Origin of the sequence: Paraburkholderia sprentiae WSM5005 (assembly GCF_001865575.2) — a bacterium.
In the GTDB taxonomy this organism is placed as follows: Bacteria; Pseudomonadota; Gammaproteobacteria; order Burkholderiales; family Burkholderiaceae; genus Paraburkholderia; species Paraburkholderia sprentiae.
The window spans coordinates 770449-785878 of the sequence record NZ_CP017563.2 but is presented as its reverse complement, the minus strand read 5'-3'; the positions used below and the strand labels follow the sequence as shown (position 1 = coordinate 785878).

Here is a 15430-nt window from a genome sequence, read left to right as displayed (position 1 = left end):
GGAGCGTAGCTTGCGGCAACAATTGATTCTGTCAGTCAATCTCGTGGAGGCAAACGATGCTGTTCAAACGAGGCATTGCCATTCTTGCCGTTGCTCTGCCCTGCGCGGCCGCGCACGCGCAAACCGTCGACATCATCGGCGCGGGCAGCACTTTCGCAGCCCCGATTTATAACAAATGGGCTGACGCCTACCACAAGGCGGGCGGCGGCAAAGTCAACTACCAAGGCATCGGTTCAGCGGGCGGCGTCAAGCAGATCATCGCGAAGACCGTCGACTTCGCTGGCTCCGACGCACCGATGAAGGACGATGAACTGGCGAAGACCGGCCTGTTCCAATTCCCGACGGTGGTCGGCGGCGTCGCGCCGGTCGTGAACCTGCCAGGCGTGAAGCCGGGTCAACTCGTTCTGTCGGGTGCCGTGCTCGGCGACATCTATCTGAGCAAGATCAAGAAGTGGAACGATCCGGCGATCGCCGCGCTGAATCCGAACATCAAGTTGCCGGATACGGACATCGCCGTGGTGCGCCGCGCCGACGGTTCGGGCACGAGCTTCATCTGGACGAACTTTCTGTCGAAGGTGAACCCGCAGTGGAAGTCGAAGGTCGGCGAAGGCACCACCGTGAACTGGCCGACCGGTACGGGTGGCAAGGGCAATGACGGCGTGGCCGCCTTCGTGCAACGCCTGCCGGGTGCGATCGGTTACGTCGAGTGGGCGTATGCGAAGCAAAACAACATGGTCTACACCAGCCTGAAGAACTCGGCCGGTGCCGTGGTGGCGCCGAAGACCGAAACCTTCAAGGCAGCCGCGGCCGGCGCGGACTGGAAGACGTCGTTCTACCAGATTCTGACCAACGAGCCGGGCAAGGATGCATGGCCGGTCGTCGGCGCGACCTTCGTGCTGCTGCATTCGACGCAAGACAAGCCGGCGCAAGGCGCGGCAACGCTGAAGTTCTTCGACTGGGCATTCAGGAACGGCGGGCAGGCCGCCAGCGATCTCGACTATATCTCGCTGCCAGAGTCGGTCGTGTCGGAAATCCGCGCGCAGTGGAAGACGAAGATCAAGGACGCTTCGGGAAAGCAGGTGTTTGAGTGAACGCCTTAGTGCACCCGTAGCGACACATCGGCTGACCGCTCGGGCTCGTGTACTTTCGCGTTAATCGCCTTTGCGCGTTGCCGCGTCCGCGCCGAAGCGCTCGACCATAAATTCAATAAAGCTTCGAAGCTTCGGCGACGTCTGGCGCTCACGCAGATACAGCAGATTCAGTGGCCGCTCAGGCGCGGTGAACTTCGGCAGCACGTGGGCCAAGCGCCTGGATCGCAGATCCGCGGCGACCAGCATCTCGGGCAGCATTGCAATGCCCAGGCCGCGCAACACCGCCCGTCGCAGCGCTTCCGAATTGTCGATCCTCAGCCGGCCATCGACGGGCACGCTCACGCGTCCGTGCGGACCGTGCAGGATCCATTCCGGCTGCGCCGCGTGCCATTCCGAGCGCGGCGGATACGCGTACGTCAGGCACTGGTGGGAGAGCAGCGCCTCGGGCGATGACGGCGCGCCGTGCGTTGCCAGATACGCGCGCGACGCGCACAACACGAGACGGTACGGCTTCAGAGGCCGCGCGACGAGATCCGGATTGCCCAGCGCGCCGATGCGTACGGCCGCCTCGAAGCCGTCGTCGAGCAGGTCTGACAGCGCATCCGAGGCGACAATATCAAGCTTCACTTCGGGATAGCGCTCGCAGTAATCCGCGATCACGGGCATCAGGCATTCGTTGCTGAACACGACGGGCGCGGTCACACGCAGGCGTCCGCGTGGCGTTGCGAGATGGTCGAGCGCGAGCCGTTCGGAATCGTCGACCAGGCCAAGGATCTCGACGCATCTTTCATAGTAGGCCTGACCAAACGCGCTGATCTGCTGCTTGCGCGTCGTGCGATGGATCAGTCGCGCGCCAAGCCGCGTTTCCAGCGCCTGAAGGTGATTGCCGACCATCGTCGGCGACAGGTCGCATGCCACCGCCGCCGCCGTCAGGCTGCCGCTTTCGACTACGCGCACGAACACGGTCATCGCTTTGAGAAGATCCATTCCGCAATAATAATTGGTTCTGTTGCAATCTGGCGTCCATTTATCAATTTTCACTGTGGGAATAGGGTGTGCGCAGACGACCCCGACTTCATGCACGGACATCATGCGCAAACAACTCAGTTCACCGGCCCGATCATCGCGGCTTGCCCTGCTCGCGACGAGCCTCGGCTTCGTCATCATCTGTCTCGACGTGACGGTTGTGAACGTCGCGCTGGCACGAATGCGCGATAGCCTCACCCTCGATTCGACGGCGCTGGAATGGGTCGTCAACGCCTACACGCTGGCGTTTGCCAGTCTGCTGCTGTTCGGCGGCGCATTGGCCGACCGGTTTGGCGCACGCCGCATCTTTCTTGCCGGGTTCGCGGTGTTCACCTGCGCATCGGTGGGCTGCGCGCTGTCGAGTGGCGCGGCGATGCTTATCGCGGCGCGCGTGTTGCAAGGCATCGGCGCGGCGCTGTGCGTGCCGTCGTCGCTGGCGCTGCTCGGTGCGGCGTTTCCGGAACCGCATGCGCGGGCGAAGGCCGTCAGCGTCTGGGCGGGCACGGCAGCGCTGGCGCTGGGGGCGGGTCCGTTGGTCGGCGGACTACTCGTCGACCGCTTCGGCTGGCCCGCAATTTTTCTGATCAACGTGCCGATCGGCGTCGCAGGCATCTGGCTGACAGTCGCTCATGCGCCTGACACGGAGGCTCACGCGGCGCGTCGCATGGATCTGGCCGGCCAGACGCTTGCCGTGATTGCGTTGGTCGGGCTGACGTATGCGGTGGTCGAAAGCGGCAGGCTGGGGTGGACCATGACCATATTGGCGGGGCTCGCCGCCGCCGCCGTGGCGGGCGGGCTGTTTGTCGTGGTCGAGGCAAGGCATGCGCAGCCGCTGTTGCCGCTCGCGCTATTGCGCAACGCCGCGGTGAGTGTCAGCGCGTTGACGGGGCTGTCGCTGAATTTCGGCTACTACGGACTGATGTTCGCGATGAGTCTGTTTTTCCAGAACGCGCGTCACGACACCCCGCTCGAAACCGGCCTCGCGTTCCTGCCTATGACGGCAGTGGTGACAGTCGCGAATCTCGCGTCGGGCTCGCTCACGGCGCGTTTCGGTTATCGCCTGCCGATGCTTGTCGGCCAGGCACTGGCAGCGCTCGGCTATGTTTCGCTCGCGTTCGTGCGTGTGGATAGCAGCGCGCTAGCAGTGGGGTTGCCATTGCTAATGGTCGGTGTCGGCGCGGCGCTTGCGGTGCCATCGATCAACACGGCGGTGTTGGCGCACGTGGATCCGTCGCGCATGGGCATTGCGTCGGGCGTGCTGAATACCGCACGTCAGATTGGTGGCGTGCTCGGCGTGGGATTGTTCGGTGCGCTTGTGCGACCGGAGTCCGGCAACCTTGCCGAAGGACTCCATCTCGCTGCGACTGTGGCCGCTTTGGTGACGGTTCTAAGCCTCCTCGGCATCGTGCTGGGTCTCCGGACGTCAGGATCGATGGTCACGGGCGGCGCGCGCGACGTCAGCAGTCAATGACCGCCGCTTACAAGCGCACGACGATTTTGCCGTTGGCGGTGTTAGCTTCCATCAGGCGATGGGCCTCGCGGATCTCCTCGAACGGAAGGACCCGTGCGGCCTTTGCCTTGTAGAGGCCGCGTTCCACGCGGTCGACAATGAGCTGCATCGGTACTTCGGATATTGGAAATGCGGGTGTGCCGAACATGAAGCTGCCAAAGAAGCTGAAGTGCACGCCGCTCGGGAGCTGCGCCATCGGCGTGAAGTCCCTGATCGGGCTGGAGCCGCCTAGAAAGCCCGCCAGACAGAGGCGGCCGTGTCGACGAACCATCGTGAGCGAGCTGACGACGGTGCTGTTGCCGACCAGCTCCAACACAGCATCTATGCCATCGGGATGCAGATCGCGAACACGCCGGGGAAGGTCGGGTTCTTCCAATAACACCTGCGTGGCGCCTAGCGCCTCGAGAGACGCCGCGCGACCGGGGTTGCGCGTCGAGGCAATGACGCGGGCGCCTGCGTGCGCGGCGATGTCCACCGCCGCCCGTCCCAATGCAGAGGTGGCGCCACGAATGACAACCGTCTGGCTGGACTCGAGGTCGAGGTTGCCGAACAGGGCCACCCACGCGGTCGCATACGATTCCGGAATCGCCGCGAGATGCTCCCAGGCCAGATTCGTCTCGACCGGCACAACGTTGCTGGCGGGCACGTTGGTCAGCTCCGCATAGCTGCCGTTGATCGTGCGCCCCATGCCGCCCATCAAGGCGACGACCTTTTGTCCCGGAATCAGGCGCCCGTCCGGATCAGCCTTCACGATTCCAACGCACTCGATTCCGCTGATCTCCGTCGCTTCGGGCCATGTGCCTTCGCGCATATGGGTCTCGGCGCGATTCACGCCGAAGGCCTTGACCTCGATCAGAACGTGACCGGCCCGGCGCGAAGGATCGGGCCGCTCCTCGATGTTCAGCACATCGGGACCGCCGTACTGCTTGATGACGATGGCACGCATGAAATATCTCCAGATAGGTGGGTGCCGTCTAATATTAGGGATCGGAGATATTGCAATAAATAATGAAGTTTCGATGAACTCGATAGGGCCGACCGATGATTGAAGGTTTAACGCTGTATCAGTTGCAGTGCTTCGACGCAGTCGTTTCGGAAGGCGGCTTTCAGCCCGCGGCCGAAAAACTTCGGCGCACGCAACCGACGGTTTTCGCCGCCGTGAAGAACCTGGAGGGACAGCTAGGTCTGACCTTGCTCGATCGCAGCGGCTATCGTGTCGCGCTGACTGAGGCCGGGCGCTCGTTCCACGAACATGTCCGCGTGTTTCTGCTTGAGCTGCGTGGTTTGAAGAACCACGCTTTGCAACTGGCCATGGGCGAGGAGAGCGAGCTACGTGTGGTGATCGGCGATCTTTCGCCTGTGCGCGAGGTGCTCCGACTGCTGCGCGGCTTCTTCGATGACCATCCGGCTACGCGGCTGCATCTGCACGTCGAGGCTATTGCGGGTCCCTGGGAACGCCTCTTCGACGGCGAAGCCGATCTGATCATCCACCATATCGACAAAGCCGATCCTCGGCTCGAGTACATCGACTTGTGCGTGGTGAAACTCATCCCTGTTGTAGCGCCGGGATTTCTTCGCATGCCGATCTCGGACGAGATCACCCCTGAGCAGATGCGTGGCTACGTCCAATGCGTGATACGCGACACGGCGCGTCACATCGACCGGCCGAATTACTACATCATCGAGGGCGCGCAGACCTGGACGGTGGGCGATCAGTTGATGAAGAAGGAGATCATCGTACAGGGCGCAGCCTGGGGCCATCTGCACGATTATCTGATCGAAAAAGAGTTGCGTGACGGCCGCCTGCTGTCGATCGGCGGACGGCATCTGCAAGGCGGACGGATCGAAATCACCGCAGCGCGCCGGCGAGATCTACCTCACGGGCCGATCGCGGATCTGCTTTGGCACCACATCAGGGAGGCGGCCGCGGACTTCAGGATCGATTGAGAGGTGTGCCTCATGACTAGATGCCTGCGAATCAGCGACGTCAGTTACGTTCGTACCAGTCTTTCGAACGGTTGACGATACGCACCACGAGCAGCATGACGGGCACCTCGACCAGCACGCCAGCGACCGTTGCCAGTGCAGCCCCTGAATTGAAGCCGAACAGACCGATTGCGGTGGCGACGGCCAGTTCAAAAAAATTCGACGCACCGATCAGCGCTGACGGGCAGGCGATGTTGTACTTTTCGCCGACCGCGCGATTCAGCCAGTAAGCCAGTGCCGAGTTGAAGAACACCTGTATCAGGATCGGCACCGCGAGCAGCACGATAATCATCGGTTGCTTCAGGATCGCTTCGCCCTGGAACGCGAACAGCAGCACCAAGGTCGCGAGCAGCGCCGTGATGGACCAGGGACCGATCTTCGCCATCGCCGCGTCGAACGCCGCCGGGCCCTTTGCGAGCAGCATCTTGCGCAGGATCTGCGCGAGGATCACCGGAATCACGATATAGAGCACGACCGAAGTGAACAGCGTCGCCCACGGCACGGTGATGGCCGAGATGCCGAGCAGCAGACCGACGAGCGGCGCAAACGCGATCACCATGATGCTGTCGTTCAGCGCAACCTGGGAGAGCGTGAACAGCGGGTCGCCGCCGGTCAACCGGCTCCAGACGAATACCATCGCCGTGCATGGCGCGGCCGCGAGCAGGATCAGACCTGCGACGTAGCTGTCGAGCTGCTCGGCAGGCAGCATCGGCGCGAACAGGTTCTTGATGAACAGCCAGGCAAGCAACGCCATCGAGAATGGTTTGACCAGCCAGTTCACAAAAAGCGTGACACCGATCCCTTTCACGTGATGACGGACTTCATTCAACGATCCGAAGTCGACCTTGACGAGCATTGGGATGATCATCACCCAGATCAGCAGACCGACCGGCAAGTTGACGTGTGCGTATTCCACCCGCCCAATCGCCTGGAAAACACCAGGAAGGAACTGGCCAAGCAGGATGCCCGCGACGATACACAGCGCGACCCAGACAGTGAGATATCGCTCGAAGAAGCTGATGGCGGGCGTGGAAGCACGCTTTTTCGAAATCGCGAGATTGGGTACGTTCATGATGCTTCAGTTTTCCCGGATGTCGTTGAGTACTTGCCGAAGTTCGGCATTGCTCAGGAGGTCCAGCGGCAGATCAAGCAATTGCAGCATGCGATAGCCGATTGCCTGGCGCGTGATGTCGAACGCCTGGCGCTTGCCTTCATCGCCGCCTTGCGCGTTCGAAGGATCGGGGTAGCCCCAGTGAACCTTGACCGGGCTTCCAGGCCAGAACGGGCATTGCTCGGCGGCCGCGCTGTCGCACACGGTAATCACGATGCGCATCTGCGGCGCGCCATTGGCAGCAAATTCGTCCCAGCTCTTGCTGCGATAGCCTTCCGTATCGATGCCCGCATTCGTCAGTGCTTCGAGTGCCAATGGATTGATGCGGCCGCTCGGCGCACTGCCTGCGCTGTACGCGCGCACGTCCTTGCCGAGCTTGATCGCCCAATGGTTCAGCATCCCCTCCGCGAGGACGCTGCGCGCGGAGTTATGGGTGCAGAGAATCAGTACGTTCGTGGTCATGGTGAATCAATCGGCCGTGTTGGATTCGTTGGCTGTGCCGTCGCTTAGCAGCAGGCCGACCCGGCTGGCTTGACCGGAACGCCAACGGGTTCGCCGCGCGGAGCGCAGCACGACGTTTGCGCAGACAACGGCGACGACTCTTGCCGGCTTTCGCCGTAGACGGGGACACGGTCGAGGCTATGAAAGTGCTCCCAGGCGATACCCTGCGGATCGACAATCCAGTGCTTGTCGCTGCGTGCATAGCAGCAGGTGGTTTCGCCCTGATCGAGCAGGGCCATGTCCGCCGCCTCTGCCCGCTGCGCGAGTTCGGCGAGCTCGGCGGAGTCGTCTACCTGGAAACCGAGATGGTCCACACCTGTCTTCGTGCCACGCGTCGAAATGGCGAAGTTCACGCGAGGATCGTCCAGCATCCATTTAGCGTAGTCCGCTTCGACGCGCGCCGGTTGCGCGGCGAACAGCTTCGAATAGAACGCGACACTGGCTGCAATATCGTCGACGTGGACGTGGATGTGAAATCGCTTCATGGCAATTCTCCTTCAGCATTTGCGTGAGGCTGTGCCGGGTTGGCATGAGTCTGTTCCCGGCTCGCCGCATGTTTGGCCCTGGCAGCAGTTTTCGGTCAGGAAGCCCAGCAGCGCATTCATTTGGTCGAAGGCAGTCCGATAGATCAGGCTGCGCCCGTCGCGCTCCTGCGTGATCAGCTCCGCGCGCAGCAACTCCTTCAGATGAAAAGAGAGCGTCGCGTTCGGAATGTCGAGCTGCTCGGCGATGGCGCCCGGCGTCAGCCCTGCCGGACCGGCCACGACCAGCATGCGGAACACTCTCAGGCGAAGGCCGTGTGCCAATGCCGCGAGGGCGCGGATAACATCGTTTTCTTCCATGTTTCGAATATAGTCGAAATGACGTCTCTGCGCAAGGCGCAACGGGCAGTGGAGTGCGCGGCTAAAGCTAGCAGCCCGGCGCCCGCAACGGCTGCAGTGCGACAGGGTCAGTCCGACCGCGAGCCGTGCCGCGCGCACGGCCCGCAGAATGCGATTACGCTTCCCCGAAACCGCCGCCACCCGGCGTTTCCACCACGAACACGTCACCCGCGGCCATCTCGACGCTCGCGATATGGCCCAATGCGACGATCTCGCCGTCCGCGCGCTCGACGCGATTGCTGCCCCGCCTTCCCGCACGCCCACCTGCCGCGCCGAAAGGCGCGTGAACGCGATTGTTCGAGAGAATCGACGCGGTCATCGGCGCGAGAAAGCGGATGCGCCGGATCGCACCGTTACCGCCGCGCCAGCGTCCCGCGCCGCCCGACTCCGCGTGGATCAGGTGCGACTCGAGCCGCACGGGATAGCGCCATTCGAGCACTTCGGGATCGGTCAGGCGCGAGTTGGTCATGTGCGTCTGTACCGCGTCGACGCCGCAGAAGCCATTGCCCGCGCCGCTGCCGCCTGCGATCGTCTCGTAGTACTGGTAGCGCGCGTCGCCGAACGTGAAGTTGTTCATCGTGCCCTGACTGGACGCGACGATGCCCAGCGCGCCATAGAGCGCATTCGTAATCGCAGACGATGTCTCCACGTTGCCCGACACTACCGCAGCCGGATAGACCGGATTGAGCATCGAGCGGTCCGGCACGATCACCGACAGAGGCTTCAGGCAACCCGCGTTGAGCGGGATGTCGTCGCCGACGAGCGTGCGGAACACGTACAGCACGGCTGCCATGCAAACCGCCTTCGGCGCGTTGAAGTTGTTCGGCAGTTGCACGGACGTTCCGCTGAAGTCCACGGTCGCACTACGCGTCGCAGCATCGACGCGAATGGCGACGTCGATCACCGCGCCGTTATCGAGTTCGTAACGGTACGCGCCGTCCTTGAGCGCGCCGATCACGCGGCGCACCGCTTCTTCGGCGTTGTCCTGCACGTGCTGCATGAAGGCGAGCACCACGTCGCGGCCGAATTGCGCGACCATGCGGCGCAGTTCGTCCACGCCCTTCTGGTTCGCTGCGATCTGCGCGCGCAGATCGGCCATGTTCTGTGCGACGTTGCGCGCCGGATAGCGGCCCGACGCGAGCAGCGCGCGTGTTTCGGCGTCGCGCAGCACGCCCGCAGAAACAAGCTGCCAGTTATCGACCAACACGCCTTCTTCTTCGATATGCGACGAAGCGGCTGGCATCGAACCGGGTGTGATTCCGCCGATATCCGCATGATGGCCGCGCGAGCCGACGTAGAAGAGCGGCTCGGCCGAACCGTCTGCGAACACCGGCGTGATGACCGTCATGTCGGGCAAATGTGTGCCGCCGTGATACGGGTCGTTGAGCATGAATACATCTCCGTCGCGCATCGCGCCGCGATTTCGCTCGATGACGGTCTTGATGCTCTCGCCCATCGATCCCAGATGCACGGGCATGTGCGGCGCGTTCGCAATCAGATTGCCGGCAGCATCGAAGATCGCGCACGAGAAGTCGAGGCGCTCCTTGATGTTCACCGAATACGCCGTGTTTTGCAGACGCAATCCCATCTGCTCGGCAATCGACATGAACAGATTGTTGAATATCTCGAGGCGCACAGGGTCGGCCTCGGTGCCGATCGAGCGGCGCGTGGGCAGCGGTTGCACGCGCGTCATCACGACGTTGCCTTGTACGGTCAGCACCGCCTGCCATCCCGGCTCGACCACGGTCGTGCCGTTCTTTTCGGCGATGATCGCCGGGCCGTCGAGCGTGTCGGCGGCGCACAGCGTGTCGCGCTGGTAGAGCGATGCGTCGTGCCAGCTACCGCCCGAATAGAGGCGCACGACCGACTGCGCACGGAGCGCGTCGCCTGCCGCGCGCTGCGGCAGGCTGCCGGCATCGACGGGCGCGTCGGAATGGCCGATCGCTTCGACGCACGCGAGTTCCGCGATGAGCGGCGTATCGGCCATCAGGAACGCATAGCGTTGACGATACGCCGCTTCGAAAGCGGCGCGCATCGCATCGACGCTGCCCGCGGGCACGGCGAGCGCGGAATCGGTGCCCTGATAGCGCAGATGGACACGGCGTTCAGTCGTGATACGCGCGGCGTCCACGCCCTGTTCGAGCAGTGCGCGGGTGGCATCGGCCGCGAGCGCATCGAGCGCGGCTTGCAGCGCCGCAAGCGATGAGTCGTCGAGCGAGATTTCGAGCGCTCGCTCGCGCATCGCCGTCTGATCCGCGAGGCCCATGCCGTAAGCGGAGAGCACACCCGCAAGCGGATGCGCGAACACCCGCGTCATGCCGAGCGCGTCGGCCACACCGCACGCATGCTGGCCGCCCGCGCCGCCGAAAGTCGTCAGCACATACTGCGAGACGTCGTGGCCGCGTTGCACTGAAATCTTCTTGATCGCGTTAGCCATGCTGCCAATGGCGATTTCCAGGTAACCTTCGGCGAGTTCTTCTGGCGCGCGACGCTGACCCGTCGCCGCGAAAATTTCATCGGCGAGTGCCCGAAAGCGCTCCGCGACGATCTCGCGATCGAGCGGCTCGTTCCCGCTCGGACCGAAGACGCGCGGGAAATAGTCGGGCTGAATCTTGCCGAGCATCACGTTGCAGTCGGTGACCGCGAGCGGGCCGCCGCGCCGGTACGCCGCTGGACCCGGATTGGCGCCCGCCGAGTCGGGGCCGACACGCAGCCGGGCGCCGTCGAAGCCGAGCACCGAGCCGCCGCCTGCCGCCACGGTATGGATGCTCATCATCGGCGCGCGCATCCGCACGCCTGCCACCTGCGTTTCGAATACGCGCTCGAACTCGCCGTTGAAGTGCGAGACGTCCGTCGAGGTGCCACCCATGTCGAAGCCGATCACGCGCTCGAAGCCCGCTGCCTGAGCCGCGCGCACCATGCCGACGATACCGCCCGCCGGGCCGGAGAGAATCGCATCTTTGCCCTGAAATACATCGGCGCGTGTCAGTCCGCCGCTACTCTGCATGAACTGCAGGTTCACGCCCGGCATCTCGCTGGCGACCTGATCCACGTAGCGGCGCAGGATAGGCGACAGATAGGCATCCACCACGGTCGTATCGCCGCGCGAGACCATCTTCATCAGCGGCGAGACTTCGTGGGAAACCGAGATCTGCGTGAAGCCGATGCGGCGCGCCAGATCCGCAAGCTCGCTTTCATGCGACGTGTGGCGATAACCGTGGATCAGCACGATCGCTAGCGCGCGGATGCCTTTGTCGTAGACCTCGCGCAGTGCGCGCTCCGCTGCCGCGCGGTCGAGCGGCGCGACCACTTCGCCTTGCGCGCTCACGCGCTCGTCGATTTCCACCACGTTCTCATAGAGTGCTTCCGGCAACGCGATGTCGAGATCGAACAGGCGGGGGCGGTTCTGATACGCGATCCGCAACACGTCGCGGAAGCCGCGCGTGGTGACGAGCGCTACGCGCTCGCCCTTGCGTTCGAGCAGCGCGTTGGTCGCGACCGTCGTGCCCATTTTGACCATCTCGACGTCGCGCGACGTAATGGGTTCTCCGGCTCGTAGGCCAAGCAAATGGCGAATCCCGGCGACAGCGGCATCGCGATATTGCTCCGGGTTTTCGGAAAGCAGCTTGTGCGTGGTGAGCGTGCCGTCCGGGCGGCGCGCGACGATATCGGTGAACGTGCCGCCGCGGTCGATCCAGAACTGCCAGCGGGACGGCGTGCAAACATCGGAGGCGTGATCGTGCTTCATGGTGTCGTGGTCGTGATGCGAAAGTGGTATGGGTGTGCGCAAGATGAAATCAGGCCGATTCGAGTTCGCGGCCGCGCGTCTCGGGCAGCGTCAGCGCGGCGATGATCAGCACGCCATACGCGGCCACGGCGAAAATCCCGATGCTCGTGCCCAGGCCAAAACGGCTCGACAGCACGCCGATCAGCACTGGAAATAGCGCCCCGATCGCGCGGCCGACGTTGTAGCAAAACCCCTGGCCCGAGCCGCGCACACGGGTCGGAAACAGTTCGGTGAGGAACGCGCCCATGCCAGAAAAAATGCCGGACGCGAAAAAGCCGAGCGGAAAGCCGAGCCACAGCATCGATGCATTCGTGAGCGGCAACGAGGTGTACGTGAAGGCAATCGCCATCGAGCCCAGCGCGAACAAAATGAAGTTCGGCTTGCGGCCGATGCGGTCCGTGAGCCAGGCGCTGCACAGATAGCCCGCGTACGAGCCCGCGATGATCATCGCCAGATAGCCGCCGGTGCCCATCACGCTGAGATGACGTTCGGTCTTGAGGAAAGTCGGCAGCCACGTCGTGATCGCGTAGTAGCCGCCCTGTGCGCCCGTCGTCAGCAGTGCGGCGCGCAGTGTCGTCGAAAGCAGCTTGGGAGAGAAGATCTCGGTGAAGCGCGGCGTGTCTCGAGTGTCCTGCTGCTGAATCTTGGCCTGTGCGAATACTTCCGGTTCCTTCACATAGCGGCGGATCACGAGCACGAGCAGGGCAGGGACGAGTCCGATCAGGAACAAGGCGCGCCAGGCGATTTCAGGCACCATCACGGAGAACAGCACCGCGTAGAGCAGGGCCGCCATGCCCCAGCCGAGCGCCCAGCCCGACTGCACGAGACCGACCGCCTTGCCGCGGTCGCGCGCGCGGATCACTTCGCCGATCAGCACCGCACCCGCCGTCCACTCGCCGCCGAAGCCGAAGCCCATCAACGCGCGAGCCGCGAGCAACTGGCCGTAGTTCTGCGCGAGGCCGCATAGGCCGGTGAACACGGCGAACCACAAGACGGTGAGCTGCAACGTACGCACACGGCCGATGCGGTCGGAAAGAATGCCGGCAATCCACCCGCCCAGCGCAGACGACAGCAGCGTCAACGTGCCGATGAAGCCGGCGTCCGCGAGCGAGATGCCCCAGGTCGCGACGAGCGTCGGGATGACGAAGGAAAGCATCTGCGTGTCCATGCCGTCGAGCATGTAGCCGACCTTGCAACTCCAGAACGCGCGACGCCCGCGCGGACCGGCTTCGGCATACCAGGAAAGCTGCGGGCTCCCCGTTCTTGACTTCATGTCGGCGGCATCGTCGACGCCCGCCGTGAGTGTCTTGCTGTCCATCTTCTGCTCCTATGGATAGACGCATGGGTAACGATCGAAGTCACGCATAAACGTAGGGATGCGTCATTCCCGCCGGGCCGCGCGGCCAGATGGCTTCAAGGTGCTGTGAATCGCTTGTTGCGCGACGGCGGGCCGGTCAAAAAATAGCCAGCGACGCGTTGGTGATATCCGTCATCAGCATGTGGCCCGGCGCGTGCGCAACCGCGAGCGGCAGCTTCGCGGCCATCAGTGCCGTTTGCGGCGTCACGCCGCAAGCCCAGTAGACAGGCAGCTCGCCCGCGCGGATCGTCACCGCGTCGCCGAACTCGGGGCGCGCGAGATCGACGATGCCGAGCTCCGCCGGATCGCCGATGTGCACGGGCGCGCCATGCACGCCCGGAAAGCGGCTCGTGATCTGCACCGCACGGATCGCGTCGGCGCCGCGCAGCGGCCGCATCGACACGACGAGTTCGCCACCGAACACGCCCGCCCGCTGGTTGCGGATGTCGGTGCGGTACATCGGCACGTTGCAGCCTTCTTCGACGTGACGCAGGCCGATGCCTTCCTTCGCGAGCATGTGCTCGAACGAGAACGAACAGCCAATCGCGAACACAACGAAATCGTCCTGCCAGAGCGCTTCGATCGATTCGACGCGCTCGCTCAGGTTGCCGTCGCGATAGACGTTGTACGCGGGCACGTCGGTGCGGATGTCGATGTCGCGCCCCAGCATCGGTACGCGGAAGTCGCCAGGCTCGCCCACGCCGAGCAGCGGACATGGCTTCGGGTTCGCATGGCAAAAGCGCAGGAAATCGTGCGCGTGCGCAGCGGGCAGGATCGCGAGATTGGCTTGCGCGTAGTCGCCGCAATGGCCGGCCGTCGGGCCACGGAAGTCGCGGTGACGGACGGCCTGGCGGAATTCGAATGGAGTCATGGTCTCAGCGTGTTCTGGCGGTTGTATCGGTTTGTGCGCGGCGGGCGAGGCGTTTTGCCTACCGTCAGGCGAAGCATAGAAAAGAAGAAAATATGACGCCAGCTAGTTTTCCTTGCGCGAAGTGAATAGAATTTCTTAACGGAATCGCGGGTTTTCCCGAGTCACGTTGAGATTTTTGGAGCGGTTTGCTCCCGTTGCCTCGCCCACCTTGACCGATGAATACACGCTTCCTCGAAACCTTCGTCACGCTTGCCAAGCTGCGCAGTTTCCGCACGACGGCGAGCGCCCTTCACGCCACGCCGGCCGCGATCTCGCAGCGCCTGAAGGCACTGGAGGACGAATTGCATACCGTGCTCGTCGATCGCGAGAGCCGCGAATTTCGGCTCACGCCAAACGGCGAATATCTGCTCGGCTACGCAAAGGCCGTGGTCGAGGCGACGCGCCAGTTGCAGGCCGCCGCGTCACATGAAGGCGCGATGCGCGGCAAGCTGCGACTCGGCGTGATCGAGACGGTCGTGCATAGCTGGCTTGCCGACTATATGCGGCGGCTCTCGAAGGACTATCCGCAGCTCGAAGTGGAGCTTGCGGTGGACGTGAGCGTGGTGCTGCAGCGGCGTCTGATGGCGGGCGAACTCGACCTCATCATTCGCGTGGAAGGCAGCGACGAGGAATCGATCGTATGCGATGCGCTCGCGAATTATCCGGTGCACTGGATTGCGCGGGCGGGACTGCTACCGCCTTCGCGCAGCGGACTCGCGAAGCGCGTGCTGCGTCATCCGATCCTTACATTCGGGCGCGGCACGGCGCCTCATCGCGCACTGGAGGACATCGTCAGCAAGCTCGCGCTCGCCAACGGCGTGCCGCTGGCTGATACGCGCATTACGGGTTCACCGTCGATTTCGGTGATCGTGCAACTCGTGCGCGATGGCTTCGGCGTGGCGGCCATTCCGCGTCTGTTCGTCGACGATCTGATCGCGCGAGGCGAGGTGGTCGAACTGCCGCTGCAGCCCTCGCCGCCGTCCATCGTGGTGTCGATGTCCCGACGCGCGGATGCGCCGCTTTTTGTGCACGGCGCCGCGAACGCGGCACGCGCGGCGTGTCATGAATACTGCGAGCAGGGAGACCGGCGTTTGATCGAGCGGCTATAGCGCTCGGCTTCGTCGATCCTGGTCCAACAAAAGGAGCAGTCTGAGCCCTTCGGGCCAGTCGCCCAAGTCGCTATCTGCATTGAGATGCCCCTTCTCTCCGACTTCGATGAATTTGCTACCCCATGCGGTAGCGCAGCGACGCGCGTGGTCGGCATCTCCCG

At 63.5% G+C, this 15430-nt stretch carries 14 protein-coding genes; 4 read left to right on the top strand and 10 right to left on the bottom strand.

Translation table 11 applies throughout. The features are described from left to right. The first annotated feature begins 56 nt into the window (after nt 1-56). Nucleotides 57-1091, top strand: a complete 1035-nt coding sequence (pstS, locus tag BJG93_RS32140) for a phosphate ABC transporter substrate-binding protein PstS (RefSeq protein ID WP_027194502.1) — start codon at nt 57-59, stop codon at nt 1089-1091. Nucleotides 1092-1151: 60 nt separating this feature from the next. On the opposite strand, the gene BJG93_RS32135 is transcribed toward pstS, so the two are convergent. Next, complete coding sequence (locus BJG93_RS32135) at nt 1152-2078, bottom strand: LysR family transcriptional regulator (RefSeq protein WP_027194501.1); 927 nt, start codon at nt 2076-2078, stop codon at nt 1152-1154. Between the two features lie 103 nt (nt 2079-2181). On the opposite strand from BJG93_RS32135, the gene BJG93_RS32130 reads away from it, so the two are divergent. Beyond that, a complete protein-coding gene (locus BJG93_RS32130) occupies nt 2182-3588 on the top strand; it encodes an MFS transporter (protein ID WP_027194500.1) in 1407 nt (468 codons plus the stop codon). Between the two features lie 7 nt (nt 3589-3595). On the opposite strand, the gene BJG93_RS32125 is transcribed toward BJG93_RS32130, so the two are convergent. Beyond that, nucleotides 3596-4573, bottom strand: a complete 978-nt coding sequence (locus BJG93_RS32125; RefSeq protein WP_027194499.1) for a zinc-binding dehydrogenase — start codon at nt 4571-4573, stop codon at nt 3596-3598. Nucleotides 4574-4671: 98 nt separating this feature from the next. Here BJG93_RS32125 and BJG93_RS32120 point away from each other — a divergent pair, with 98 nt between their 5' ends. After that, nucleotides 4672-5574: a LysR family transcriptional regulator gene (locus BJG93_RS32120; protein WP_154671718.1), complete on the top strand. Its 903-nt coding sequence runs from the start codon at nt 4672-4674 to the stop codon at nt 5572-5574. A 40-nt stretch (nt 5575-5614) separates the two neighbouring features. On the opposite strand, the gene arsB is transcribed toward BJG93_RS32120, so the two are convergent. The 7 genes from arsB to BJG93_RS32085 form a co-directional block, all read right to left on the bottom strand. Beyond that, nucleotides 5615-6685 (bottom strand): ACR3 family arsenite efflux transporter, encoded by a 1071-nt coding sequence (arsB, locus tag BJG93_RS32115; RefSeq protein WP_027194497.1) that lies wholly within the window; start codon nt 6683-6685, stop codon nt 5615-5617. A 6-nt stretch (nt 6686-6691) separates the two neighbouring features. Then, nucleotides 6692-7186 (bottom strand): arsenate reductase ArsC, encoded by a 495-nt coding sequence (locus tag BJG93_RS32110; protein WP_027194496.1) that lies wholly within the window; start codon nt 7184-7186, stop codon nt 6692-6694. Nucleotides 7187-7230: 44 nt separating this feature from the next. Then, nucleotides 7231-7710 (bottom strand): ArsI/CadI family heavy metal resistance metalloenzyme, encoded by a 480-nt coding sequence (locus BJG93_RS32105; RefSeq protein WP_027194495.1) that lies wholly within the window; start codon nt 7708-7710, stop codon nt 7231-7233. Between the two features lie 12 nt (nt 7711-7722). Then, nucleotides 7723-8067 (bottom strand): ArsR/SmtB family transcription factor, encoded by a 345-nt coding sequence (locus BJG93_RS32100; RefSeq protein WP_027194494.1) that lies wholly within the window; start codon nt 8065-8067, stop codon nt 7723-7725. A 154-nt stretch (nt 8068-8221) separates the two neighbouring features. Continuing rightward, nucleotides 8222-11854, bottom strand: a complete 3633-nt coding sequence (locus tag BJG93_RS32095) for a hydantoinase B/oxoprolinase family protein (RefSeq protein WP_027194493.1) — start codon at nt 11852-11854, stop codon at nt 8222-8224. Nucleotides 11855-11903: 49 nt separating this feature from the next. Next, nucleotides 11904-13211 carry an MFS transporter gene (locus tag BJG93_RS32090; protein ID WP_027194492.1) on the bottom strand — a complete coding sequence of 436 codons (1308 nt, stop codon included), beginning with the start codon at nt 13209-13211 and terminating at the stop codon, nt 11904-11906. 136 nt (nt 13212-13347) lie between these two features. Beyond that, nucleotides 13348-14121: a putative hydro-lyase gene (locus tag BJG93_RS32085; RefSeq protein WP_027194491.1), complete on the bottom strand. Its 774-nt coding sequence runs from the start codon at nt 14119-14121 to the stop codon at nt 13348-13350. A gap of 215 nt (nt 14122-14336) precedes the next feature. Here BJG93_RS32085 and BJG93_RS32080 point away from each other — a divergent pair, with 215 nt between their 5' ends. Next, complete coding sequence (locus tag BJG93_RS32080; protein ID WP_027194490.1) at nt 14337-15269, top strand: LysR family transcriptional regulator; 933 nt, start codon at nt 14337-14339, stop codon at nt 15267-15269. Here the strand turns inward: BJG93_RS32080 and BJG93_RS32075 are convergent. Then, nucleotides 15264-15377 carry a hypothetical protein gene (locus tag BJG93_RS32075; protein WP_407675363.1) on the bottom strand — a complete coding sequence of 38 codons (114 nt, stop codon included), beginning with the start codon at nt 15375-15377 and terminating at the stop codon, nt 15264-15266. The genes BJG93_RS32080 and BJG93_RS32075 overlap by 6 nt on opposite strands. Between the last annotated feature and the right edge of the window lie 53 nt (nt 15378-15430).